The 23,832-nt window shown below is 68.3% G+C and carries 14 protein-coding genes and 2 pseudogenes; 9 read left to right on the forward strand and 7 right to left on the reverse strand.

The features are described 5' to 3' along the window. The first annotated feature begins 112 nt into the window (after positions 1-112). Complete coding sequence (locus tag BT364_RS13140) at positions 113-7,234, forward strand: non-ribosomal peptide synthetase (RefSeq protein WP_218172425.1); 7,122 nt, start codon at positions 113-115, stop codon at positions 7,232-7,234. Between the two features lie 4 nt (positions 7,235-7,238). Then, positions 7,239-8,159 (forward strand): ornithine carbamoyltransferase, encoded by a 921-nt coding sequence (locus tag BT364_RS13145; RefSeq protein WP_072485341.1) that lies wholly within the window; start codon positions 7,239-7,241, stop codon positions 8,157-8,159. Between the two features lie 51 nt (positions 8,160-8,210). On the opposite strand, the gene BT364_RS13150 is transcribed toward BT364_RS13145, so the two are convergent. Next, positions 8,211-8,414 (reverse strand): hypothetical protein, encoded by a 204-nt coding sequence (locus tag BT364_RS13150; RefSeq protein WP_143166484.1) that lies wholly within the window; start codon positions 8,412-8,414, stop codon positions 8,211-8,213. 196 nt (positions 8,415-8,610) lie between these two features. Between BT364_RS13150 and BT364_RS13155 the strand changes: the two genes are divergently transcribed. Together BT364_RS13155 and BT364_RS13160 are read left to right on the forward strand one after the other, a co-directional pair. After that, entirely contained in the window at positions 8,611-9,333 is a 723-nt protein-coding gene (locus BT364_RS13155) for a class I SAM-dependent methyltransferase (protein ID WP_072485343.1), read from the forward strand. Positions 9,334-9,611: 278 nt separating this feature from the next. After that, positions 9,612-10,133, forward strand: coding sequence for an LmbU family transcriptional regulator (locus BT364_RS13160; protein ID WP_072485507.1), 522 nt, complete (start codon positions 9,612-9,614; stop codon positions 10,131-10,133). Positions 10,134-10,286: 153 nt separating this feature from the next. On the opposite strand, the gene BT364_RS44150 is transcribed toward BT364_RS13160, so the two are convergent. Together BT364_RS44150 and BT364_RS13170 are read right to left on the reverse strand one after the other, a co-directional pair. Next, positions 10,287-10,958 carry an IS3 family transposase gene (locus BT364_RS44150; RefSeq protein WP_177328113.1) on the reverse strand — a complete coding sequence of 224 codons (672 nt, stop codon included), beginning with the start codon at positions 10,956-10,958 and terminating at the stop codon, positions 10,287-10,289. Between the two features lie 222 nt (positions 10,959-11,180). After that, positions 11,181-11,705 carry a P-loop nucleotide/nucleoside kinase family protein gene (locus BT364_RS13170; protein ID WP_072485344.1) on the reverse strand — a complete coding sequence of 175 codons (525 nt, stop codon included), beginning with the start codon at positions 11,703-11,705 and terminating at the stop codon, positions 11,181-11,183. 176 nt (positions 11,706-11,881) lie between these two features. Here BT364_RS13170 and BT364_RS13175 point away from each other — a divergent pair, with 176 nt between their 5' ends. Together BT364_RS13175 and BT364_RS44155 are read left to right on the forward strand one after the other, a co-directional pair. Next, positions 11,882-13,357, forward strand: a complete 1,476-nt coding sequence (locus BT364_RS13175; RefSeq protein ID WP_371268587.1) for an ISL3 family transposase — start codon at positions 11,882-11,884, stop codon at positions 13,355-13,357. Positions 13,358-13,422: 65 nt separating this feature from the next. Next, on the forward strand, positions 13,423-13,836 hold the full coding sequence (locus tag BT364_RS44155) for a tetratricopeptide repeat protein (RefSeq protein WP_331734681.1): 414 nt from the start codon (positions 13,423-13,425) through the stop codon (positions 13,834-13,836). On the opposite strand, the gene BT364_RS13185 is transcribed toward BT364_RS44155, so the two are convergent. Further along, positions 13,749-14,261 carry a DinB family protein gene (locus BT364_RS13185; RefSeq protein ID WP_072485346.1) on the reverse strand — a complete coding sequence of 171 codons (513 nt, stop codon included), beginning with the start codon at positions 14,259-14,261 and terminating at the stop codon, positions 13,749-13,751. The two genes, BT364_RS44155 and BT364_RS13185, sit on opposite strands and share 88 nt — an antisense overlap. A gap of 362 nt (positions 14,262-14,623) precedes the next feature. On the opposite strand from BT364_RS13185, the gene BT364_RS13190 reads away from it, so the two are divergent. Further along, entirely contained in the window at positions 14,624-16,360 is a 1,737-nt protein-coding gene (locus BT364_RS13190; protein ID WP_072485347.1) for an immunity 49 family protein, read from the forward strand. Positions 16,361-16,667: 307 nt separating this feature from the next. Here BT364_RS13190 and BT364_RS13195 read toward each other — a convergent pair whose 3' ends face one another. Beyond that, entirely contained in the window at positions 16,668-17,951 is a 1,284-nt protein-coding gene (locus BT364_RS13195; protein WP_072485348.1) for a phosphatase PAP2 family protein, read from the reverse strand. Between the two features lie 777 nt (positions 17,952-18,728). On the opposite strand from BT364_RS13195, the gene BT364_RS13205 reads away from it, so the two are divergent. Together BT364_RS13205 and BT364_RS13210 are read left to right on the forward strand one after the other, a co-directional pair. Beyond that, positions 18,729-19,967: an IS110 family RNA-guided transposase gene (locus BT364_RS13205; protein WP_072485350.1), complete on the forward strand. Its 1,239-nt coding sequence runs from the start codon at positions 18,729-18,731 to the stop codon at positions 19,965-19,967. A 122-nt stretch (positions 19,968-20,089) separates the two neighbouring features. Continuing rightward, a pseudogene (locus tag BT364_RS13210) lies at positions 20,090-20,863 on the forward strand (IS256 family transposase); the annotation flags it as partial. Positions 20,864-21,419: 556 nt separating this feature from the next. Here BT364_RS13210 and BT364_RS13215 read toward each other — a convergent pair. Next, positions 21,420-21,905: a hypothetical protein gene (locus tag BT364_RS13215; protein ID WP_072485351.1), complete on the reverse strand. Its 486-nt coding sequence runs from the start codon at positions 21,903-21,905 to the stop codon at positions 21,420-21,422. A gap of 404 nt (positions 21,906-22,309) precedes the next feature. Beyond that, a pseudogene (locus BT364_RS13220) lies at positions 22,310-23,629 on the reverse strand (IS630 family transposase); the annotation flags it as partial. Positions 23,630-23,832 lie beyond the last annotated feature (203 nt).

Here is a 23,832-nt window from a genome sequence, read left to right on the forward strand (position 1 = left end):
GAACATGAGCCTTGATCAGCCGAAGCATGCGTCGAGCAGTGGCGCTCAGCTGCTCCGCGATCGTCTGCGTCAGCGTGCACCGGAACAGGCGGCACACGGCCTCGACATTCCCGTGGCACCTCGGAACGGATCGTTGCCGCTCTCCTTCGCCCAGCGCCGTCTGTGGGTGCTGGACCAGCTACGCCCCGGAGGCACCGAGTACCTGGTGCCGCTGGTGTTCCGGTTGACGGGCCCGGCGGCCGAGGCCGACATCCGGGGCGCACTCAACGAACTGGTGCGCCGCCAGGAGATCCTGCGTACCCGGTACACCGTTGACGAGGATGGGGAACCGGCGCAGACCATCGATCCGCCGTCCGCCGTCGATCTGTTGACCGATGACTTCACCGGTGCGAGCCCCTCGGAACTGGACGACCTGCTGTACGCGGAGAGCAGCAGACCGTTCGATCTGGCCACCGGCCCGGTCCTGCGGGCCCGGCTGATCCGGCTGGCGCCCGAGGAGCACGTCCTCGCGATCACCGTGCACCACATCGCGGTGGACGGCTGGTCCGGCAGTCTGCTCGCCCGTGAACTCGCCGCTCTGTGCGCCGGGGAGTCACTGCCTGAACCCCGGCTGCAGTACGCCGACTTCGCCGCCTGGCAGCGCGCCCACGCCTCCGACGAGCGCCTGGACCGGGAGCTGGAGTACTGGGTCGGGCAGCTGCGCGACCTGCCGGCGCTCGAGCTGCCCACCGACCGCACCCGCCCCGCGCTCTGGGAACCCTCCGGTGCGACGGTCACCTTCGAGATCCCGGCCGCACTGGCCAGGCGCGCCGGCGCGCTGGCCGGTGCCCAGCGGGCGACCCCCTTCATGGTGTACCTGGCCGTCTTCTGGTCTCTGCTGCACCGGTACACCGGCCAGAGCGACTTCGCCGTGGGGTCCCCGATCGCGGGACGGACCCATGCCGACACCCAGGATCTGATCGGCCTGTTCCTCAATACGCTGGTGCTGCGCGCGGACCTGTCCGGCGACCCGTCGTTCACCGAGTTGCTCCGGCGTGCCCGGGTCACGGCGGTCGACGCCTACGCTCATCAGGACGTGCCGTTCGAGCGCGTCGTCGACGCGCTGGTGGTCGACCGTGACCTCGCCACCCATCCGTTGGTGGGGGTCAACTTCGTCCTGCAGAACAACGAGCCGTTCCGGTTCGAGGCGGGTGCCCTCACCGGGGAGCTGATCCCCTTGGAACAGCGGCACGCCCAATTCGACCTCACCTGGGCACTGGAGGAACACGCCGACGGTTCGGTGACGTGCTCGGTGACCTTTCCCCACTCCCTGACGGACGCGCGCACCGTGCGGCGGATGGGCGAACACTATGTGCGCCTGCTCGACGCGGCCGTAGGACAGCCCGGCACCCGGATCAGTGAACTGCCCCTGGTGAGTCAGGACGAGGCGCGGCGGCCGACCGGACCGGCCCCCGCCACCTGTCTTCACGAGCGGTTCGCGGAGCAGGCCGCGCAGCGTCCCCATGCCGTCGCGCTGACCTGCGACGGCGAGCATCTGACCTACGGCGAGCTGGACGCCCGTGCCAACCGCCTGGCGCACGTGCTCCGCGCGGCCGGCGCCGGGCGCGAGGACCTGGTCGGTATCTGCCTGCGGCGCGGGATAGATCTGATCGTCACCGTGCTGGCGACGCTCAAGGCGGGCGCGGCCTACCTCCCGCTCGATCCGGCACACCCCGCGGAACGGATCGACCACCTGATCCGCGACGCCTCCGCGCGAGTGATCGTCACCGAGAGCACCCTGGCCGAGCGGGTCTCGGCCGCCCCGGTGCCCGGCGGGATCATCGTGCTCGACGACCCCGCACAACGCGCCCTGCTCGCCGCCTCACCCGTCCACGCCCCGGCGAGTGACGCGCACGTGGACGACCTCGCGTATGTCATCCACACCTCGGGATCCACCGGCCGCCCCAAGGGCGTGCAGGTCACCCACGCCAACGTGGTCCGGCTCCTCGACGCCGACGAGGACGTGTACGGCTTCGGTACGGACGACGTGTGGACGCTGTTCCACTCCTATGCCTTCGACTTCTCCGTCTGGGAGATGTGGGGCGCGCTCTTCCACGGCGGTCGTCTCGTGGTCGTACCGCAGGAGGTGGCGCGTTCGCCGTGGGATCTCGTCCGGCTGCTGGCGGACGAGGGGGTGACCGTGCTGAACCAGACCCCGTCCGCGTTCCGCAACCTGGTGGAACTGACGGCGCGGAACGAGCCGCTGCTCGACGGCCTCCGGCTGCGTCTGGTGATCTTCGGTGGGGAAATGCTCGATGTGGGCATGCTCCGGCCGTGGTGGGACCGGTTCGGCGACCACACTCCGTTACTGGTCAACATGTACGGCATCACCGAGACAACGGTGCACGTCACCTCCCGGCCGCTGAGCCGCGACGACCTCGACGGATACCGCAGTCCGATCGGCACCCCGTTGCCTGACCTCACCCTGCACATCCTCGACGGGCGGATGCGACCGGTTCCGGCCGGAGCGACCGGCGAGATATACGTCGGTGGCCCGGGGGTCACCCGTGGGTATCTCGGCCGGCCGGCCCGGACCTCGGAGCGGTTCGTACCGGACCCCTTCGGCCCGCCGGGTGCGCGGCTGTACCGCTCGGGGGACCAGGCCCGTGTGCTGCCGGGCGGGGACATCGGCTTCCTCGGACGCTCGGACGAGCAGGTCAAGATCCGGGGGTTCCGGATCGAGCCGGGAGAGATCGAGTCCTGCCTGACGGGTCATCAGGACCTGACGGCCGCAGCCGTCACCGTCCACGAGGCCGCGCCCGGTGACCGGGAGCTCGTCGCCTACGTGGTCCCCAAGGACGGTTCCGCCGCGGCGACGGCGGACCTGCGCCGGTACCTGGCCGCGCGGCTCCCCGGCTACATGGTCCCGGCGGTCTTCATATCCGTACCGAAGCTGGCGCTCACGGCCAACGGCAAGCTCGACCACAGCGCGCTGCCCAGCCCGGAACGGTCCCGGCAGGAGCGGTCGGAGGCCTACGTCGCACCGCGGACAGCGGACGAGGAAACCATGGCCGCGGCGCTGGCGGAGGTGCTCGGCGGGCAGCGGATCGGGGTGCACGACAACTTCTTCGCCCTCGGCGGAGACTCGATCCGTGCCGTTCGCCTGGTCGGCCTGTTGCGCGCCAGCGGACTCCCCTACTCCGTGCAGGACCTCTTCCGGCATCAGACCATCGCCGAGCTGGCCGCCTCGCGGGGTGCCTCACCGGCGGAAGAGGGAGGCGTCCCTCCGTTCTCGCTGATCGGTGAGGCGGACCGCGCCAAGGTCCCGGACGGAGTGTCAGACGCCTATCCGCTCGCCGGAGTGCAGGCTGGCATGGTCTACGAGATGCTCGCCGACTCCGAGCGGAACCTGTACCACAACATCACGAGCTACCTCATCCGCGATGACGGCCCGTTCGACGCCCCCGCCCTCGCCGCGGCCGTGGACACGGTGGTGGACCGCCATGAGGTACTGCGTACCGCCTTCGATCTGCGTACGTTCTCCGAGCCGCTCCAGCTGGTGTACGCCGCCGCCCGGGCCGAGTTCGGCCACGCCGACCTCAGGGACCGGCCCGCCGAGGACCAGAAGTCCTTCATGGATGGGTTCCGGCAACGGGAACGCGAGCGGCTGTTCGCCCACGGAGAGGCTCCGCTGATCCGGGTGAACGCCCATCGGGTCGCGGACGACCGCTTCTACCTCTCCCTCACCGAACACCACGCGGTGCTGGACGGATGGAGCCACAATTCGGTCCTCACCGAGATAATCGCGTGTTACCGGGCCATCCGCGCCGAAGGGACACCGCCGGACGCACCACGGCCCGCGGTCCGGTTCGCCGACTTCATCGCACAGGAACGGCGCAGTCTCGACGGCCCAGAGGACCGCGAGTTCTGGGCGGGGCGCCTGGAGAGCGCCGTACGACTGACCATTCCGCCCGCCTGGGCGGATCCGGACGGTCCGGGCGACTACCACCTGCGGGTCCCGTACCGGCACATGGAGGAGCGGTTGCGGCACCTCGCCCGGCTGGCCCGGGCATCTCTGAAGAGCGTGCTGCTCGCCGCCCATGTCGCCGTGTGGCGCACGTTCGCCGAGGGCGACGCCTTCTACTCCGGGCTGGTGTGCAACGGGCGCACCGAGGTTCAGGGCGGGGATCAGGTCCGCGGCATGTTCCTCAACCCCGTGCCACTGGTCGCCCCGGGCGGGGCGAAAACCTGGCGGGATCTGGTCAGCGAGGTGTTCGCCAGGGAGGTCGAGCTGTGGCCGCACCGACGCTTCCCGATGCCGCGGATGCAGCAGGAGTTCGGCCACGGCGACCGGCTGTTCGACGTGGCGTTCAATTATCTCGACTTCCATGTGCTAGACCGCGAGGCCGTCGACACCTCGGACACCACCGACATCAGCCTGAACGAGTTCCCGCTGTGCGTGCTGACCGAGGCCGGCGACCTCGTCCTGGTCGCCAAGTCCAGCCGGATCGGGGAGCGGCACACGGCGCTGCTCGCCGACATGTACCGCTCAGTGCTCGACCTGATGGCCGCTGATCCGGACGGCAGCGCCGAGGTCTCCCTCCTGCCGCACGAGGAGCGTCTGCGGCTGCTCGCCGAGGGCAACGACCCCGGTCAGGCCGCCGGCCCCGGCCGCGCGGTGCACGAGCTCGTCTTCGAGCACGCGCGGCGGACCCCCCGAGCCGTGGCCGTCGAATTCGGTGCGGACCGGCTGACCTACGAGGAGTTGTGGCAACGAGCCGGCTCCTGGTCGGCCGCGCTGCGGGCGTCGGGCGTCCGGGCCGGTGATCTGGTCGGCGTGTGCCTGCCCGCCTCCCTGCCCGACCTGGTGGCGGCGGTAATCGGTGTCGTCGGCCTCGGCGCCGCGTACGTACCGGTCGATCCCTCGCATCCCGCCGAACGCAACACGGCGATCCTGACCGAGGCGGGGGTGCGTACGGTCATAGCCGAGACGGAGGCACAGGCCGGCCCGCTCCAGGCCGTGCTCCCCGCCCAGGTACGCGACCTGCCCGCCGCGATGGCGCCGCGACCGACGCACGCCGAGGAACTGGTCTACGTGGTCCACACCTCGGGATCGAGCGGCCGCCCCAAGGGCGTGATGGTCCGGCACTCGGCCCTGTCCGACCGTGTGCTGTCGATGATCCAGGACATGGGTCTCGGCCCCGACCACGCCGTGGCCACCGTGGTGCCGACCACCACCGACGTCTGGCAACTGGACGTCTTCGTCGCGCTGGCCGCGGGTGGCCGGCTGATCCTCGCCGGGAACGACTACGCCAAGGACCCCGTCTCGCTGACCGACGTGCTCCGCGCGCACGGCGCCACCTTGATGCAGGCGTCACCAACGACTTGGAGGATGCTCGACGAGACCGGATGGACTCCGCCGCCGGGCTTCCACCGCGTCTCCGGCGGGGAGTCGCTCGGGGCCACACTGGCCCAGCGCCTAGGGTCCACCGAGGCCGGTGTGTGGGACATGTACGGTCCGGCCGAGGCCACCGTGTACTGCTTCGGCAGCCGGTACGCCCCGAACACGGCTCCGCGGTGGGTCCTGCCCCGCGACACCGCCTGCCGCCTGCTCGACGACAAGCTGGAACCGGTGCCGTTCGGGGTGGCCGGCCAGATCCATGTCGGTGGTGGCGGGCTGGCTCAGGGCTATCTCGGCCGTCCGTCCGGCACCGCGGACGTGTTCCTGCCGGACCCCTACACCACGGTGCCGGGCAGCCGCATGTACGCGACGGGCGACATCGGGCGACGGCTGGCGGACGGCCGTATCGAAGTGCTGGGCCGCCGTGACCATCAGCTGAAGATCCGCGGATTCCGGATCGAGCTGGGCGAGGTCGAGGCGGTGCTCACCACGCATCCGGAGGTCCGTTCGGCCGTGGTGCGTCCGGTTCCCGGCCCGGCGGAGACACAGCAGCTCGCGGCCTACGTCATCCTGCGCCAGGAGGCGCTCCCGCTCGGGGAACTGGTGCGGTACGCCCGCAAGACCCTGCCCGGCTACATGGTGCCGACGCACTTCGTCGCCATGGAGGCGTTCCCTCGGCTCGCCAACGGCAAGGTCGACCGTAACGCGCTGCCGGCGCCCGAGTCCGGAATGCCGCCGGGCGACACGGAGTACGAGCCCCCCGTCGGGCCGGTCGAGAAGGCGATCGCGGCCACCTGGGCCGAGGCCCTCGGTGTCGAACGCGTAGGCAGGGAGGACGACTTCTACGCGCTCGGCGGTCATTCCCTGCTCACCATGCGCATCATCGCCCGGCTCTCCCGAGGTCACTCCGTCGAGCTGACCTTCCGGGACTTCCTCCAGCACCGCACGGTGCGTGCGATGGCGCGTCAGGCGTCCTCGCGTCGGGACACCGGAGGAGAATCGTCCCCGCTGATCTGGCTCGGGGAGACCGGTGCGGCCGAGCCGCTGTTCTGCGTGCACCCCGGTGGCGGAAGCGCTCACTGGTACCGGGAGCTGGCCGAGACCTACGCCGGCACACGTCCGGTGGCGGCGTTCGAATGGCCGGGGCTGCACGGCCACGCCCTGCACCCGGAGAGCCTCGCGGAGGTCGCGGCGACGTATGTCGCCGAGCTGAAGCGGGCATGGCCACACGGCCCGTACAACATTCTCGGCTGGTGCGGTTCCAGTGGCATCGCCTGGGAGATGGCACGCAAGCTACGTGCGGACGGAGAGCACCCCCGGCTGATGCTCATCGACCCGATCGAGTACCCCTCCACTGGCGTCAACCCGCTCGCTGCGAACGTGGCACAGCTGCGCCGGGCCGATGCGCTGCTGACCCGGCTGCGGGAGTTGCCGGACGGCCCGGAGCGCGCCCGGGTCCGGAGCCGGCTGTTGGAGGTGCTGAGCGCGATTGTCGACGACGGGGCCACCGTGTTCGCGGAAGAGGGTCATGACCTCGACCTTGTCCACGGTTGGACCCACCGGATCAAGTCATGGCGGCAAATGGCCGAGCTGCGGCTGACCTACCGGTTCCCGCAGTACGCCGGCTCGGTGGACGTGCTGGTCTGCCAGGAGCTCGCGGAGGGCGGGTACGAGGACATCATCGGCCGGACCTTCGACCGATACCTGGACCAGTGGCGGCGGCTGGCAACCGGCGGAGTCCGTTCCGGGCGGATTCCCGGCGACCACCGCAGCGCCCTTTTCCCGCCCCACGTATCCACCCTGGCGGCCCGGCTGGACGAAGTCATCGCACGCTTCCCCAACTCCGAGGAGTGAACCCATGGCCGACACCCGCCATGTCATCTCATTGCGCGACCTCACCGACGCCGACCTCGCCTGGATGGTGCGGCGCGCCGGGGAGATCGCCGTGGACCCGACGGCCCGGCACGAGCCTTTGCGGGGACGGGTGATCGGCGTGTACTTCACCAAGACCTCGACCCGTACCCGTACCTCGTTCACCACTGGGGCGCTGCGCCTCGGCGCCCGCGTGATCACCTACGGCCCGGGAGATCTCCAGCTCAACACCGGAGAATCACTTGAGGACACTGCCCGGGTGCTGGGCGGAATGCTGGACGGGCTGGTGATCCGTACCGCCGGGGACCCGGACGAGATGCGCCTGATCGCCGAGTACTGCCCGGCGGTCGTCAACGCGATGAGCGCCGACGAGCACCCCACCCAGGCTTTGGCGGATCTCGCCACGTTGCGGGCCCGCTTCGGCCGGCTGAACGGTCTGAGGCTGCTCTACGTCGGAGAGGGCAACAACACGGCGGCGGCGCTCGCTCTGGCGCTGCCCCGGTTCCCCGGGACGGCGATCGAATTCCGGACGCCGAAGGGCTACGGTCTGGCGCCGAAGGTACTGGCCGAGGCGCGGACCCTGGCCGGCCGCTACGGCAGCTGGGTCGGCGAGCGCCATGACATGGAGTCACTGCCGGAGGCGGACGTCGTCTACGGCACCCGATGGAACACCACCGGGACCAGCAAAACCGATCCGAACTGGCGGCGGGACTTCGCACCGTTCCAGGTGAACGCCGCAGTGATGGCCCGGTGTCCGGGTGCCTTCTTCATGCACGACCTCCCCGCACACCGAGGGGAGGAGGTCACCGCCGACGTATTGGACGGGCCTGCGAGCATCGCCTTCGAGCAGGCGCGGTTCAAACTGCACAGCGCCATGGCGGTGCTGGAGTGGTGCCTGGCCCGATAGCAGTCGCGGGCCCGGCGGCCTGTCGGCCCTGGGCCCGCGACACTCTCCTCGCTACGACGCGCCGCCGCGCTTCTTTCCGACCTCCGCCACTCCAACGATCACCACCGCCACGGCGATGACCAGGCCAGGCAGCAACAGGGCCATCGAGCCGGTCTGTTCCCCGAACAGGGCGCGGAACAGACGGCCGTGATCGCTGCTCGCGAGGTACTGAACAAGGGGGATCACACCGAGCGGAATCGCGGCCAGCACAGCCACGGTCTGGACCACATCGAAGACTTTTGACTGCCCTGAATCATTCACTACAAACGCCCCTCCGTATTCAAAAACAGCACACCTATCATACCAGAGCTACCCATCCACACTCGAAGAGTAACAACTTCCGCCAAACTTCCGGTCCGGACAAGAAGATCTGAAACGTAACATTCGAAATGGAAAGCAGGGACGGGATTCTGTGTACGAGCTGGATTACGTCGAAGTCTACGACCTCCTCATGCGCAGCCGGGGGAAGGATTACAAGAATCAGGCGGCGGAAGTGGGGAGGCTGGTCCGCGAACGGAAACCTGGAGCCTCCTCGCTGCTCGACGCAGCCTGCGGGACAGGCCTGCATCTGCGCTTCCTGGTGGACCTCTTCGAACGGGTCGAAGGGCTAGATCTGTCCGGGGACATGCTCACGTTCGCCAGGAACATGATTCCGGGTGTCCAATTTCACACAGGCAACATATGCGATTTTGAAATTAGGGCGCGATTTGATGCCGTGATCTGTATGTTTGCCATCTCTCACCTGCGCTCGGACCAGGAACTGCAGACGGCCGTCAATCGCCTGGTGCATCATTTGACCCCGCGAGGGATCCTCCTGATAGAACCGTGGTTCCGTCCGGCTGAATTCATTCCCGGATATTTGGCCAGCGATGTGATCAGACGGAAAGATCGGGTAATCCATCGACTTTCCCACTCGGCATTGGAGAGAGACTGCGACAATCGAGTGAAAATGACCGTGCACTATGCCGATGCCACCCCCGACGGAGGTATACGACATATCGCCGAAACCGTGCGGATGTCACTGTTCACCGATGCCCAGTACCGGGATGCCTTCGCCGCGGCAGGGTGTGCGGCCGAGCTTGTCGATCTGGAACACTTTCCCCGCAGCGTCTGGATCGCGCAACGCCTCCACTGACTCGACAGCGAGGAGCCGGAATCCACGACCGTGAAGGCCTTTTCGAAAATTTAACTCTACCAAAAAATTACGTCAAGTTTTCGTATAGTCAATATTTAGCCGACCCTGGCAATCTCGTGCCGCAATCAGGCAGCGAAAGTCCAAGGCAAGGCAAAGGATCTATGTCAGACATTGGCCACAGAACAGCGACAGTGTCGGGCCGGAACAACACTGTGTCGACGACGAGGTCCCCACAGGAACGTCTCGGAGTCGGCGGCAGGGCCATCACCAAGAGGGTCATGCTCTCCATATCGGAGAGCATGACCATCGATGAATGGCGCAATCTGGGGCGGCAGATTCACGTGATCTCCGACTCCTCCGCCTGGTGGCTGGGAGACTGGCTTATCTTCGGGCAGTCGAATTACCCAAACCGGTACAAAGAGGCAATCGTCGAGACCTCACTCGACTACCAGACCCTTCGCAACTACGCCTGGGTGGCCCGGCGGTTCAGCCCGGAGCGGCGCCGGGCGAAGCTCAGCTTCCAGCACCACGCCGAGGTCGCCAGTCTCACCGAGGCCGAGCAGGACAACTGGCTCACCCAGACGGAACTGCTCGGCTGGTCCCGCAACGAGCTCCGGCGCCAGATCCGCGGCAGCCGAGAGTTAGCCGGCGGGAAGTCAGTCGTCCGCGTCCAATTGGAGCTGAGGGACCAGCAGAAAGAGCGCTGGCAAAGGGCGGCGGAGAGCGCCGACAAGGACTTACTTGCCTGGATGGTGGCCGTACTCGATGGCGCGGCAACCACTGTGGTAGAGGGTGAATGAGCGGTATCCGCGGACCCGCCCGGGTCGCACCGGGACGGGACCTCGGCGGGACTGACGGGTGGGATGTCGCGGAGGTCGAAGCTCCGGCGCGGTCCCGCCGGCGGGACACAGCCCGCCCTCCCGCGCCCCGTTCGGACCCGCTGAAGGATGCGCTCAGCCGGGGCCTACAGGTTCGTCGCCCCGTTGTGTTTTTCGCGGTCCTGCAACGGGGCCGCTGGCCTCCGGGCCCGGCATGATTTTTGCCCCCTGTCGAAGACATGACCTCGGGGGGGTGTCACCGGGCTTCGGGGCACCGCTTGACTGAACCGCCGACTTATATGGAGAAAGCGGGACGCGGTCGGGTTGGCCGCTCGTAGCGTGCCGTAGGACGCCGGTCCGGGTGACTCGTGAACCGTCTGCCGCTCTTCGGGGCTGGCTCTCCCGGGGTATGTCGCCGGTCCGGTGTCCGTCCGCGGTCTGACTCAACAGAGGCGTGTCCCGGCCAGGTTGGTTCCGGAAGTCGGCGTGTCGACCGTGGCTGTCCCCGTTCCAGGTGGCGACGTGCGTGAAGTCCGCGACCCAGCAGCGATTGGGGGCACTGGCGACGAAATCACGGTCGAGACGGTCCGGAGCCCGGTCGACCTGCCCGCCGGGGAGCGTGGTGATCACGCGTTTGCCGCGGATCGCGCCCTGGATGCCGAGTTCGCGCATGAGACGCTCGACGGTGCAGCGGGCCACGGTATGCCCCTGCCGGTTCAGCGCGCGCCAGATCTTCCGCGCCCCGTAGACACGGTAGTTGGCGGTGTGGACCTGGCTGATCAGCTCCTTGAGCTCCGCGTCCCGCACCGAACGTGTTGACGGAGAGGCCAGCCGTTTCTTGTAGGCGTAGTAGGAGGAAGGGGCGATCTTGCAGTCGTGCTCGGTGAGCGTCCTGCAGATCGGCTCGAAGCCGCCGAAGCGGCCCTTGTGCTCGTCGATGAACGCTACGAGCGAGTGTACAGGGGAAGCATGCGAGTAGCCGGTCGATCAGGCTCCCGGATGAGGCCTGACCAAGGTGGGGCCGGACAGTCACGTGAAAGACGGCCACCGATCGGCAGCCCACTCGGGCCAGCCCGGCCAACCAGGAGGCGGACTGCCGATTTCGTGCCCGCCGAGTTCCGCGGCGTTGGGCTCCTGGAACAGCGTCCTCCAGTGCAAGAGGTCCGCCTCGTTCATCGGAAAGGTCTGATCCGGAGTGGTCGACTGGCGATGGGCGATCCGAGCGCATTGGGTCTCATGGTCCACCGGCACGTACACGAGGTGGCAGGACGCGCCTACGGACTCCACCAACCAGCGGATCGCGGACCTCTCGTCACGAGACCAGCATCCGAAATCCAGGACCACGTTTGTTCCAAGCCTCAGCGTCTCCAGGGCCAGCGAGAACAGCCGTCCTTCCAGGACATCGCGCTTCCCGTCCGCCTCCGGCTCGCCGAACAGAGGAATCATCCACTCATCAGGCGTCAGCCGAAGCGCGTTGTGCTCCTTGGCTAGCTGCCGAGCCCTTATGGTCTTTCCGGCCCCCGGCAGGCCGACTGTCAGAAACAACATGGTCACACCCGGATCGTTCATGGAAACCACGTGGAGGACAACTGCATTCTCTGCCGAGATCGCCAGGGCTGGGACTGTAAAACGATCGGCTCTGTTCCGTAGTCGGTGGTGACGTTGAGTATTTGCCTGTCACCATGAGACATGACTGACATCAACTTCCTCGCAGGCGTGGTGTTTCCGGATTGTCGGCGCTGGTCATCGAAGATGTGGCGGACGGCGGCGCGGTGATCCGAGTCACCGCCCGGACCCGGGACGCCCCCGCGCCCTGCCCAGTGTGCGGGGTTGCGACGGGGAGGGTGCACGGGTATCACGGCCGGACGGTGGCGGATGTGCCAGTTGACGGCCGCCGGGTGGTGGTCCGCGTTCGGGTGCGGCGCCTGGTCTGCCCGGTTCTGGGCTGCCGGCGGCAGACCTTCCGCGAGCAGGTTCCCGGGTTGCTGGAGCGCCATCAACGCCGCACCACGCGTCTGACCGGCCAGATCTCGGGGGTGGTCAAGGAGTTATGCGGCCGGGCCGCCTCTCGCCTCACCCGGGTCCTGGCCGCGCCCGTCTCCTACGCCACCGCCCTGCGCCTGCTGCGGCGCATCCCCACTCCGACGGTGCCCGTTCCACGGGTGATCGGTGTCGACGACTTCGCTCTGCGCCGCCGCCACCGCTACGCCACGATCATCATCGACGCCGAGACCGGGGAACGCGTCGACGTGCTCCCCGACCGCGAAGCCGCCACCCTGGAGATCTGGCTGCGGGGGAAGGAGGGAATCGAGGTCGTGTGCCGGGACGGCTCGGCCACCTACGCCGAGGCCATACGCCGGGCCCTTCCCGACGCGGCGCAGGTCAGCGACCGCTGGCATCTGCGGAGCAACCTGTGCACCAAGCCCCTGGCCGAGGTTCGCGCCCACGCCCCTTGCTGGGGCACCGCCAACCCGCCCCGCCCCGGCGGCGTCCGCGAGCAGACCACCCGCGAACGCTGGCACAAGGTCCACGACCTCCTCGCCCAGGGCGTCGGCCTGCTCGACTGCTCCCGCAGACTGGGCCTGGCCCTGAACACCGCCAAACGGTACGCCCGCTCACCCGAGCCGACGGCCCAGCGCATTGCCCCCCAGTACCGGCCCACCCTCGTAGACCCCTACCGAGACCATCTCCGCACCCGCCGCGCCGCCGACCCCGCCGTGCCCGTCACCCAACTCTTCCGCGAGATCAAAGCCCTCGGATACACCGGCAGCCCCAACCTGCTCCACCGCTACCTCAACCAGGGCCGCGCCGAAGGCGACAGGCCAGTATCCACCCCGCGCCGCGCCACCCGGCTCCTGCTCACCCACCCCGAACGCCTGCGTGACAAGGAGACCACCCTCCTGGCCGCCCTCACCGCCACCTGCCCCGAAATGACCGAACTCGCCAGATACGTGAGCGAGTTCGCCGAGCTGTTGACCCCGGCCTCCGGCAACGACACCCGGCTCACCGAGTGGATCACCTCCGTCCGCGCCACCGACCTGCCCCACCTTTCCAGCTTCTGCAACGGCCTCGAACTCGACCGAGCCGCCGTCAACGCCGGCCTCCCCCTGGCCCCCCTCCCGTGCCCCTGCTGCTACCCCGTCGCCGACTCCCTGAATCCGGTCCGCAGCGGGCCGGAGAGGTCCCGCCGACCCATGAGGAACTGACTCTTCGTTACACCCGGGTGCGGGAGACCGAGCGCGATCTGGATCCGTCGACTGCGGCGCGGCTGATGGAGCAGCTGGCGGTTGACCAGGCTCGGATCCTCGGCCCGGACCATCCCGACACCGTCCAGAGCCGCCACATGCGTGCGTTCTACCTCGACATCGCCGGGGAGTCCCCGGAGGCGGCGCGGTTGATGGCCGGAGTGGTCGCGGACCGGGCGCGGGTCCTCGGCGCCGACCACTCCGCCACTCGCTACAGCAGGCGCATGCTCGCGTCCTACGCCTGCCTGGGGCCCGCGCCAAGGGCGCGGCGGACGGTCACGCCGGTCATCGTACGGGCAGCGCATCACCACCGCCCCGGCCGCCGGGGGTCGCGTGCAGCGGGCCTCGGGCGCTATACGCCAGTGGTGCCATCGATGCGTTCCCGGACCAGGTCGGCGTGGCCGTTGTGGCGGGCGTACTCCTCGATCATGTGGACGTAGATCCAGCGAAGGCTGACGTCCTGCTCCATGAAGCGACCCGTATCGGCCAGAGCACGGTCGGCGCAGTGCTCACGGGCGCGGGCGATCTCCGTGTGCCAGGTGACGAGGGCATCGCTCAGGGTGGCGCCCGCAGCCACATCGAAGCCACCGTCGGGGCCATCCGGGTCGGCCTGCGGTTCGTAGATGGGCGGAGCCTGTTCTCCGGCGAACACACGACGGAACCAGTTCCGCTCCACCTCCGCCATGTGCTGGACCAGGCCGGTCAGCGTGAAGCCGGACGGCGGCACGGACGCGACGGCGGCCTGCTCCTCGTCCAGCCCCTCGCACTTCATGGCGAGTGTGATGCGGTGAAAGTCGAGCCAGCCTTCAAGCGTCGTGCGCTCGTCGCTGTTCAGGGGCGGCATAGGACGATCGATAGCGCTCATCGGTTGATTATCGCCAGCGTCCGAAACCGTCAACAGGCAGGGCTTCCTGCAGGACGAACGTTGCCTGATGCGGCACTAGACGAATGAGTCCGATGTGATCGGTCCCATGTGGTGGCTGACGGGATGGTGGGTGTGCTGGTTTCTCGGCAATGCTGGCGGCGGCGTGTCACGGCAGTGGCATGCTTCGGATTCATTCGGTCCAGGCGCCGGCCCGCATCACCGCCCCCGCACCGCCACAAGACCCTCGGCCCGGCCCGGCTGGAGCCCCCGTACCCGGCAGCCGTGGCCTGTCAGATCCCGCACCTAGGCTGTCCGCAGAGATTCGATCAAGGAGCAGGACAGTGCGGATAGAGCGTCACCAGGTGGGCGAGGCCGTCGTGTCGGCAGCGCGCGAGGACTTCACCAACCGGATCGGGGGCCAGGTGCGGTCCATGTCGCGGGCCGGCCGGATGACCACCTGCGAATGGCAGTCGATCGCCGACACGTTCCTCGACTACCTGGGTGCCCTCTCCGTCGAGATACCCGACCTCGACACCCCGGAGGCCAAGGCCGCCCTCAAGGACGCCTCCGAAGCCGCTGCTGGCGCCGTCGCCTACGCCGCATACCACCCGCACTGCCGCTTCCAGGTCTTCCTGGAGTACGTGAACTTCGGCATGAGCTACGACCCGGGCGAGGATGCCCCCGCAGAGAGCATCACGCCCGGGGAGTGGACCGACGCACTGTGCCTGTCGGTCCTCAGAGACAAAGCAAGGTGGCACGGCGAGGCCTTCCACTTCGCCCGGAAGAAGTTCGCCGAGCAGGCGCAGGGGACGCCTGTTGGCGAACTGGCCACGGGATTGATGGCCGTGGTCCTGGACGACACCGGCGACGACGAGGAGTACCCGCCGAGCGCGCAGGTCAAGCTCGCCGCCATCGACGCGGCCCTGGACCGCATCCGTACCCGCGCCGGGGAGACTGGTGACGCCCTCCTGGACCGGCCGGACAGCGTGGCGCTGCGCACGCTGCGCGCCCTGGCCGCCGAGGACCGGGATGCCTTCGATACCGCGCTGGCCGACCTCCTGGCCAGGCACGCCACCCTGCACGGCCCTGCGGCCGCCCCGAGCACTCTGCTCCCGCTTGTCCCCATCGCCCTTGCCGCACTCGCCTACCACACCCTGGGCTGGGCACCGGCCGTCCGCACCGGCTACCTCCCGCATGCTCTGATCACCGGCTTCGAGAGCCGCGGCCCCCGGGTGGCGGGCTTCGGCAGGGATCGGCGGCCGGACGCCGTGGCCGCGCTTGCCGCGGGCCCGCTGGTGGTGGAGCGGCCGGCCTGCGAGCGGACGGTGCCCCCGCAGGTGGCGGCCCTGTACGAGAAGCACGTCCAGGAGGCGTTCACCGCCGTCGACGGAGAATCCCTCGACGTCTGGCGGCTCAACAGCGTCATGAGCGACCAGGAACGACTCTTCAAGTGGCGTGCGGAGGACTCCGGCCACGTGACGGACCCTCAGCTCGCGAACCTCAAGCTGGCCTCCCGGACGGGGGCGGCCCTGTTTCACATCGCCTTTGCGGAGCCGGGCACCGAGGCCGAGGTGACCGTCGACGGCCGCGCACTGCGCTACCGGGCCGAGCGCGGCGAGAAGGCCGGCGCCAGCACCTGGCAGAAGGCCACTGCCTTCGCCCTCATCACCGGCGCACGCGAGGACCTCGCACCGCTGGTCCTCACCGGTCCTGCCTTCGCGCAGCCGGACGGCTCCGCCTTCAGCGCGTACCGCGAAGCCCTCCACGCCTATCTGAAGGGCACTGATCCCGAACCGGCCGCGAAGCGGGCGCTGCAGCAGGCCGAGAAGGCCAAGGACTGGGGCTTCGCCATGCCGCCGGCCGTGCTGCTGTCGCAGCTCGTGGAGGGCGACGAGGAGAGCTTCAACCTGGCCCTGGCCGACGCGCTCGAAGCCCACCGCGACTACTACCAGGTCGCCGACCGCGCCGACGATCCGGACGCCTCCGTCAACCTCGACATCCTCGCCCTGGCTTGCCACGCTCGCCGTCGCGGGTGGGGCATCCGCGTCGAATCCCCCTACCTTCCGCAGGGTCTCCTCCGGGCCGCGGAGCCCTTCTAGGGACACGTCAACAACGGAGCGCTCCTGCGGGCCCCGACTCCGCGGCGGGGCCCGCAGGAGCCCCGCCGCGCGCTGACTTCACACAGGCCGGCAACAGGAGCATCCGGACGGGTCCCCACCACCAGCCCCATGCCCCATGCGTCCGGGCCTCCATCGACGGCGACCGAGGCGATGCCGATGGCAGCGCGAGCGACGCCGACAGCGGACAGTCGCCGACGAGAGCGCTCAGACTGGCCAACCACAGCGCTCAGCCACACTCCCGGCCCCACCCGGGAGGCGCTCAGCCCACGACCCGCTGCAACATGACTCAAACCAGTTCGGGCTGCGGTTCGCGTCGCGGTTCCGGCAGATGCGTCGACGCGGCCTTCCGGTCCCACAGCTTGGTGGTCCGTACGTAGCCGTAGACCACTGAGGTCATCGCCAGAATGAGCAGCGGCCCGAACACCCACGGATGTCCGGCCATCTCCACCGACAGATAGCGATACGACGCCAAGAGCCCAGCGAAGACCGCGGCGCCGTAGACGACCAGCTGGATTCCCGACCGGTCCCAGCCGCGGTCGAGCGAGCGCAGCGCCGTCTCGATCGTGAGCGTGAACACCACACCGGCGACGATGTCCGCGCCGTAGTGGTAGCCGAAGCCCAGCGTTGCACCGAGCGTGGCGATCAGCCAGAACGCGCCTGCGAATCGCAGAGCCCGCGGGCCCTTGCGGGAATGAATGAAGATCGCGGTAGCCCACGCCGTGTGCAGACTGGGCATGCAATTGCGCGGGGTGATCTCGTCGAAGAGCATCGGGTGCGGGGTACTGACCGGCGGCGGCGTGTCGGGCCACAGGTTGGCCACCGCCCAGTGGCCCCCGTCCGCGCCGTAGGCGAAGATCGGTCCGACCACCGGGAAAATCATGTAGATGCCCGGCCCGAGCAGGCCGATGACCAAAAAGGTACGCACCAGATGATGGCCCGGGAAGCGGCGCTCGACCGCCACGTTGCGCAGCTGGTACAGCGCGACGACGACCGCGGCCACCGCGAGCTGAATGTAGACCCAGTCGAGAACGTGGGCGCCGACCGTGCCAGTAGCCTCGACAATCCGGCCTACCAGCCACGACGGGTTACCCAACGCATGATCGGCGGTTGCCACGTACTGGTCGAGCACCGCCGGGCGGGTCTTCGACGTGATCAGCAGCCAGGTGTAGCCGGTCTTGCGGCCGGCCACCAGCAGCAGGGCCAGTCCGACGCCTTTCAGCAGCAGGACACGGTCCCGGCCGGTGCGGCGCGTGACAGCGATGACGGCACAGGCCAAAGTCACCCACAACGCGCCGTTGCCGAACATCATCTCGGCGTCGACCGCCCACCGCACGAGCCAGAAGACGACATCGATGCCGATCGCGGCGCCGACCGCGACGAACCGCTGCCGCCAGGTGAGCACCACCATCATCAACGCCATACTGACGTACAACACCGTCCCCGATTTGGGGGCGAATATCACCTCTCGCGCCTGGTCGGTGATCGGCCCCGGCTCGCCGTACCGACGCGCGGCGACCTCCAGTGCAATGAGGAATCCGAGGGCCACCACACTCACCGCGACCCACAGCATGACGCGTGGTTGACGCCATGCAGCGAACCTATTTCTGCCGTCTATTCGCGAAAACATTCGCGTTACCCTAGATATCAATTTCAGCCGCTTTGTCATATTTCAATGCGATCGTTGCGAGCTCGAACATGCTAACGGAACGGGTGGGTTTCGCTGATCACAGGTACGCCGAATACAGCGATCAGCTCCCCTTTCCCCGCAGCCACGGCGGACATGAAACGCCGCAAGCCCCGCGCGGCCCCGGATTGGGGCGGCTCGGTGGACGGGAGGGCGGGTGTCGGGGCGAGCTCGACGGCGACAGTGGCGGTCGAGGGCAGCGCGAGCGACGCCGACAGCGGATAGTCGCCAACGAGAGTGCTCAGACTGGCCACCTACAGCGCTCAGCCACACCAGGGGCTGGGGTTCCCCCGAGATGCGGGGATGGGTGACAGAAGGGAGCAATGCTCAAGACCTAATAGCTGTGCACGGTGACGGGTGACCCCTACTCAAGACCTGGAGCCGGACTCCTCTCCACAGGCAGAGGGCCCCGTCACCGTGCACCTGCCGAAGCACATCGAACATCTCCACGATGACGTCATGATCGTGACCTGAGCCGTCCGTACGGCCACCTCTCCCTCACCACGCGAGCCGCCGAGCTCCTTCCAGAGACCGGGGACCGTGCGGGAAGCTGGGGCTGCGAACTGCTCATCGGATGTCGGGCCATCGAGCCCTCCTATTAGGTCGCGGCGCGCCCTGCGCAGGCTCACACCAGGACGAGCACGAAGAGTAGGGAGCTTGAAGTTGACAATCACCTGCGGGATCGACTGGGCGGAAGACCACCACGACGTGGCGCTGGTCGACGAGACGGGAAAACTGGTCGCCAAGCAGCGCATCAAGGACGACGCGGACGGTTTCCGCCAGCTGCTTGCCCTGCTCGCTGAAGCCGGTGACTGCGCTCAAGCCCCGATACCGGTCGCGGTGGAGACCGCCCGCGGCCTGCTGTTCGCCTGCCTGCGCACCACCGGCCGCAAGGTGTACTCGATCAACCCGATGGCCGTGGCACGCTACCGCGAGCGGCACCGCAGCGCCCGCGCGAAGTCCGACCACGCCGACGCGATGACACTGGCCGACATCCTGCGGACCGACGCCGACGTGCACCGGCCCCTGCCCGCCGACTCCGAACTGGTACGGGCGAACGCCGTTCTCGCCCGCGCCCAGCAGGACACGGTGTGGAACCGCGCCCAGCTCAACAACCAACTGCGCTCGCACCTCAAGCAGTACTACCCAGCCGCCCTCGCGGCGTTCGCCGTCCGCGGCGTGGGCCTGGACTCCCGGGAGACCCGCGCGGTCCTCGCCGTGGCACCCGACCCGCACACCGCCGCCCGCTTGACCCGTGCCCAACTGCGGGCCGCCCTGCGCAGATCCGGACGGCAGCGGAACATCGAGGTCTGGGCGGAACGGCTGCGCACCATTTTCACCGGCGACTACCTGCACCAGCCGCCGCTCATCGAGCAGGCAATGGGGCGGCAAACCCTCGCGCTGGTAGCCCAGTTGGATGCCGCCTGCCGGGCGGCCGACGACCTCGCCGAGGCTGCGGCCGAGGCGTTCGCCACGCATCCGGACGCCGAAATCCTGGGCAGCTTCCCCGGGATCGGGCCGCTCACCGGCGCACGCGTTCTGGCCGAGATTGGTGACGACCGCACCCGCTTCGCCGACGCCCGCGCCTTGAAGGCGTATGCCGGCTCGGCGCCGGTCACCATCGCCAGCGGCAAGAGCCACCTCGTGCGCCACCGGCGGGTGAAGAACCAGCGGCTGGCCGCCGCAGGCTACGTATGGATCTTCGGGGCACTGCCCTCCCCACAGGTCAAGGCCGAATACGACCGACGCCGGGACCTTGGGGACCGGCACACCGCCGCCATGCGCAACGTCTTCAACCGCTTCCTGGGGTGCCTCTACCACTGCCCGCAGACCGGGCAGAAGTTCGATCCCGGCAAAGCGTTCCCCGCCGCGTCCACGGCGCCGGTGAGGCTCGCGGCTTGACTTCATACCAAGCTCGGATGTCTGTGGATCGGTTCCGGGAGGGCACGCGGAAGGCGTACCTTCCCGAATGATCCTTTGATGGTCACCGAGTAGGCCCGCGTTGCAGCGCGGGTCGGGATGCCGCCTTCCAGCAGCGCGACTTGTCGCAGACCGACTACGTGTACGTGTGGGCCGACGGCGTGCACCCAAAGGTCCGGCTCGGCCAGGCGCACTCGTGCGTGCTGATCCTGCTCGGCGTGCGCCTGGACGGCACCAAGGAGCTGATCGCGCTCGCCGAGGGGCTGCGCGAGTCCACCGAGTCGTGGGCCGACCTGCTGCGCGACTGCCGCAGGCGCGGTATGCGCGACCCCGAGCTGGTGGTCGGCGACGGCGCGATGGGCCTGTGGAAGGCCCTCGCGGAGGTGTTGCCCAGCGCCCGGCACCAGCGGTGCTGGGTTCACAAAGCCCGAAATGTCACGAACGCCCTTCCGAAGTCCGCACAGCCAGGCGCGACGAAGGCGATGCAGGAGATCTACAACGCCGAGGACCGTGCCCACGCCGAGCAAGCGATCGACGCGTTCACGAAGACCTACGGCGCCAAGTTCCCCAAGGCCGTCGCGAAGATCACCGACGACCGCGAGGAACTGCTGGCGTTCTACGACTTCCCGGCCGAGCACTGGATCCACCTGCGGACCACGAACCCCATCGAGTCAACCTTCTCCACGGTCAAGCTCCGCACCAGAGTCACCCGCGGCGCGGGCAGCCCGGCCGCCGCGCTCGCCATGGTGTTCAAGCTCGTCGAGTCCGCCCAGGCCCGCTGGCGCGCGATCAGCGGCGCCCACCTCGTGGCCCTGGTCCGCGCCGGCGCCCGGTTCGAGAACGGCGTCCTGGTCGAGCGCGACGAACTGGCGGCATGAGCACGCGTCCGAGTGCGGTGCCCCGGGTACGGCGTGCCGAGGAGGGTGAAGGGGGGTGGGATCGGGCGTCTACTCCGATCCCCGAGGCGTACCAGAGGGACCGTCCAGCCACCCCCCTTTGCCCCAGGCCGCCCATGGCAGACACTGCGGGCCGAAACCCGAGCGGGCGCCGCCCACCCTAACCCGCCCCGCTGACAAGGCCGCGGCCCCATCCACAGATCTTGACAATTGCTCAAGTCAGCCTCCCACGGTCCTGGCTCGGCTCCCGCTGGTTGCCGCACTGAACTCTTCACCCATACCGCGGCCTCCTGTGCGCGGAGCAAGGCATCACCGCGGCCGACGAGAACACCGTGCACGACACCTACGCCCTCCTCGGCGGCGGCCTGAGTCACCGACGCCGCCCTCTCCTTCACCCGCCGGCCTGTGGCGCCACCCCCGAGAACCGGACTACTGCTCACTTCAGCGCGGTGTCTCGGCGAGTTCGACGCCCGCGTGATCGGCCAGGCGGCACGCGGCGACGAGGTCCTGACACCGTGACATCGTCCGACATCCGGCGCTACGGGCCCGCGGCCTTCAGAAGTCCTTCCTGCCGGCAGTCCGCGTGGCCCGCGCCGCGCAGCAGCAAGCCGAGTGAGAGCATCGCGGACAGGCTGAGCAGCAGTGTGGACCAGAACCAGAAACGCACCCATGTATCGGGGACAGGCAGCAGGATCGCCAGCACGACCGGATACAGGACCAGCAGCCACCCCAACCGCCGCTCCGCTCCGGACTGTTGGTGCAGCCGCCTGGCTGCCCCCTCCCCCTGCCCGGTAGCCCCACAGGTGATCAGTCTCAGCCCGTCGGCGATGGTCAGCCGACACGTATGCGTGAGCGCCCCGATCATCGTGAGGAGCAGGGCGAGCCCCAGTAACTGGGCCCATTCGGGCACTCTGGGATGGCCTGATGCGGTGACCATCAGCATGGGCACCGCGCACAGCACGGTGCCCAACGCCTCGAAGGCGAAGAGCCGGGTGGCCGGGTTACGGTTCAGTACTGTGGACACCAGCGACTCCTTGGGCAGAGGTCTGCGGTGGCCGCAGGCGCAGCCGATCGCTCGGGGGCGGCGTGAATTCGTCATGACCCCGGCTGCGCTTCGCCGACGCCCACGCGGTCGGAACCGTCGGAAATGTACTGGTCCGGGGCGACGCGCGACGCCGTCAGCACATACTCATCCGGGTCGATGGCTCGGGTGCGACGGCGAAACTGCCAGGTCGACGCGGGCCAGATGGTGGTGACACGGCCCGTGCGGTCCTGGTACCAGCCGGAACAACCGCCCGCGGCCCAGACGGTGGGGGCCATCCGGTTCTGCAGTTCGGCGTTGTACGCGTGCTGCGTCTCCGCGCGCACGTCCACGGAGCCCAGACCGCGGCTCCGCATCAGCCGCAGGGTGCTGACGAGGTAGTGTCCTGCGCCTGAAATCCTGGCAATATATTTCGCTAACGAGTTGAGGATCTCGTCGGCGCTCTTGGTCCATGTGAACGGTTTGGGGTCCTCGTTCCAGGTCTGGATCCAGGTGCGGATGTCAGCCTCAAGGGCTTGGACCGATCGGTGGGTGCCGCGGCGGATGAGCTTGTCGGTGAGGTGTCCGAACCACCGCTCGACCTGGTTGATCCAGCTGGAACCAGTCGGTGTGAAGTGGATGTGGAATCGGGGGTGCCGTCCGAGCCAGGCTTTGATCGCGGGCGTCTTGTGGGTGGCGTAATTGTCACAGATCAGGTGGACATCGAGTTCAGCCGGCACCACCTTGTCTATCTTGACCAGGAATTTCTTGAACTCCACGGCCCGATGACGACGATGAAGGGAACTGATGACGCTTCCGTCTTCGATGTCGAACGCGGCGAACAGGCTGGTCACGCCGTGCCGTTGGTAGTCGTGGGTGCGCCGTTCCGGCATACCGGGCATCATCGGCAGGACCGGCTGTGACCGGTCCAGGGCCTGGACCTGGGATTTCTCATCCACACACAGCACCACCGCCTTCTCAGGCGGGTGGTGGTAGAGGCCGACGACATCGACGACCTTCTCCACGAACTGCGGATCCGTGGACAGCTTGAACGTGTCCTGGACGTGCGGCTTCAGGTCGAACTGCCGCCAGATCCGTCCGATCGTCGACTTCGACAGGCCGGTCCGCTCGGCCATCGACGCCCGCGACCAGTGCGTGGCATCACGCGGCGACGTCTCCAGCGTGGCGACGACAACCTCCTCGACCCGGTCGAGGAGGATCGACGGCGGCCGGCCCGGCCGCAGTTCGTCGGCCAGACCTTCCAGCCGCAGCTCAACAAACCGGCGCCGCCACCGGGCCACCGTGGACACTGAGGTCCCCAGCCGGCTGGCGACCCGCTTGTTCGACATGTCTTCGGCGCACGCCAGCACGATCCTCGACCGCAACGCCAATGCCTGCGAGGACTTCGCCCGACGGGCCCAACGCGTCAACTGTTCCCGTTCAAGATCGCTCAAAGACAGTCCGGTCTTCGGCCGCCCTGGCCGGTCGGTGTCCGCCAGACCCTCCAGCCGTGACTCCGCAAACCGCTTGCGCCACTTACCGACCGTCATAGCCGACACACCCAAGTCATCGGCAACCCGCGCGTACACAACGTCCGGCTCGGCACACCGCAACACAATGCGCGCCCGAACGGCCAACCTCGACGTCCCCCGTGACCAGCCGACCAGCTGGTCACGCTCGTCAGCGGTCAACACGAACTCGACGGAAGGGCGCCCCGGAAACGACATCCTGAAACCGTAGCAACTTAACGCCAGGATTTCAGGCGCAGGACAGTAGTTGATCTGCGACTCGATCATGTAGATGAGGCTGGTGTGTCCCACGCCCGTGTTGGGTCCTGCCATCAGGAACAGGTTGGGGAATCCCGCGACGGTCGTACCGAGGTGTGCCTGCGGGCTGCCTTGCCAGACCTCCTTCAGGGACCGTCCGTCAC

Origin of the sequence: Streptomyces atratus (genome assembly GCF_900119365.1) — a bacterium.
Classification (GTDB): Bacteria; Actinomycetota; Actinomycetes; order Streptomycetales; family Streptomycetaceae; genus Streptomyces; species Streptomyces atratus_B.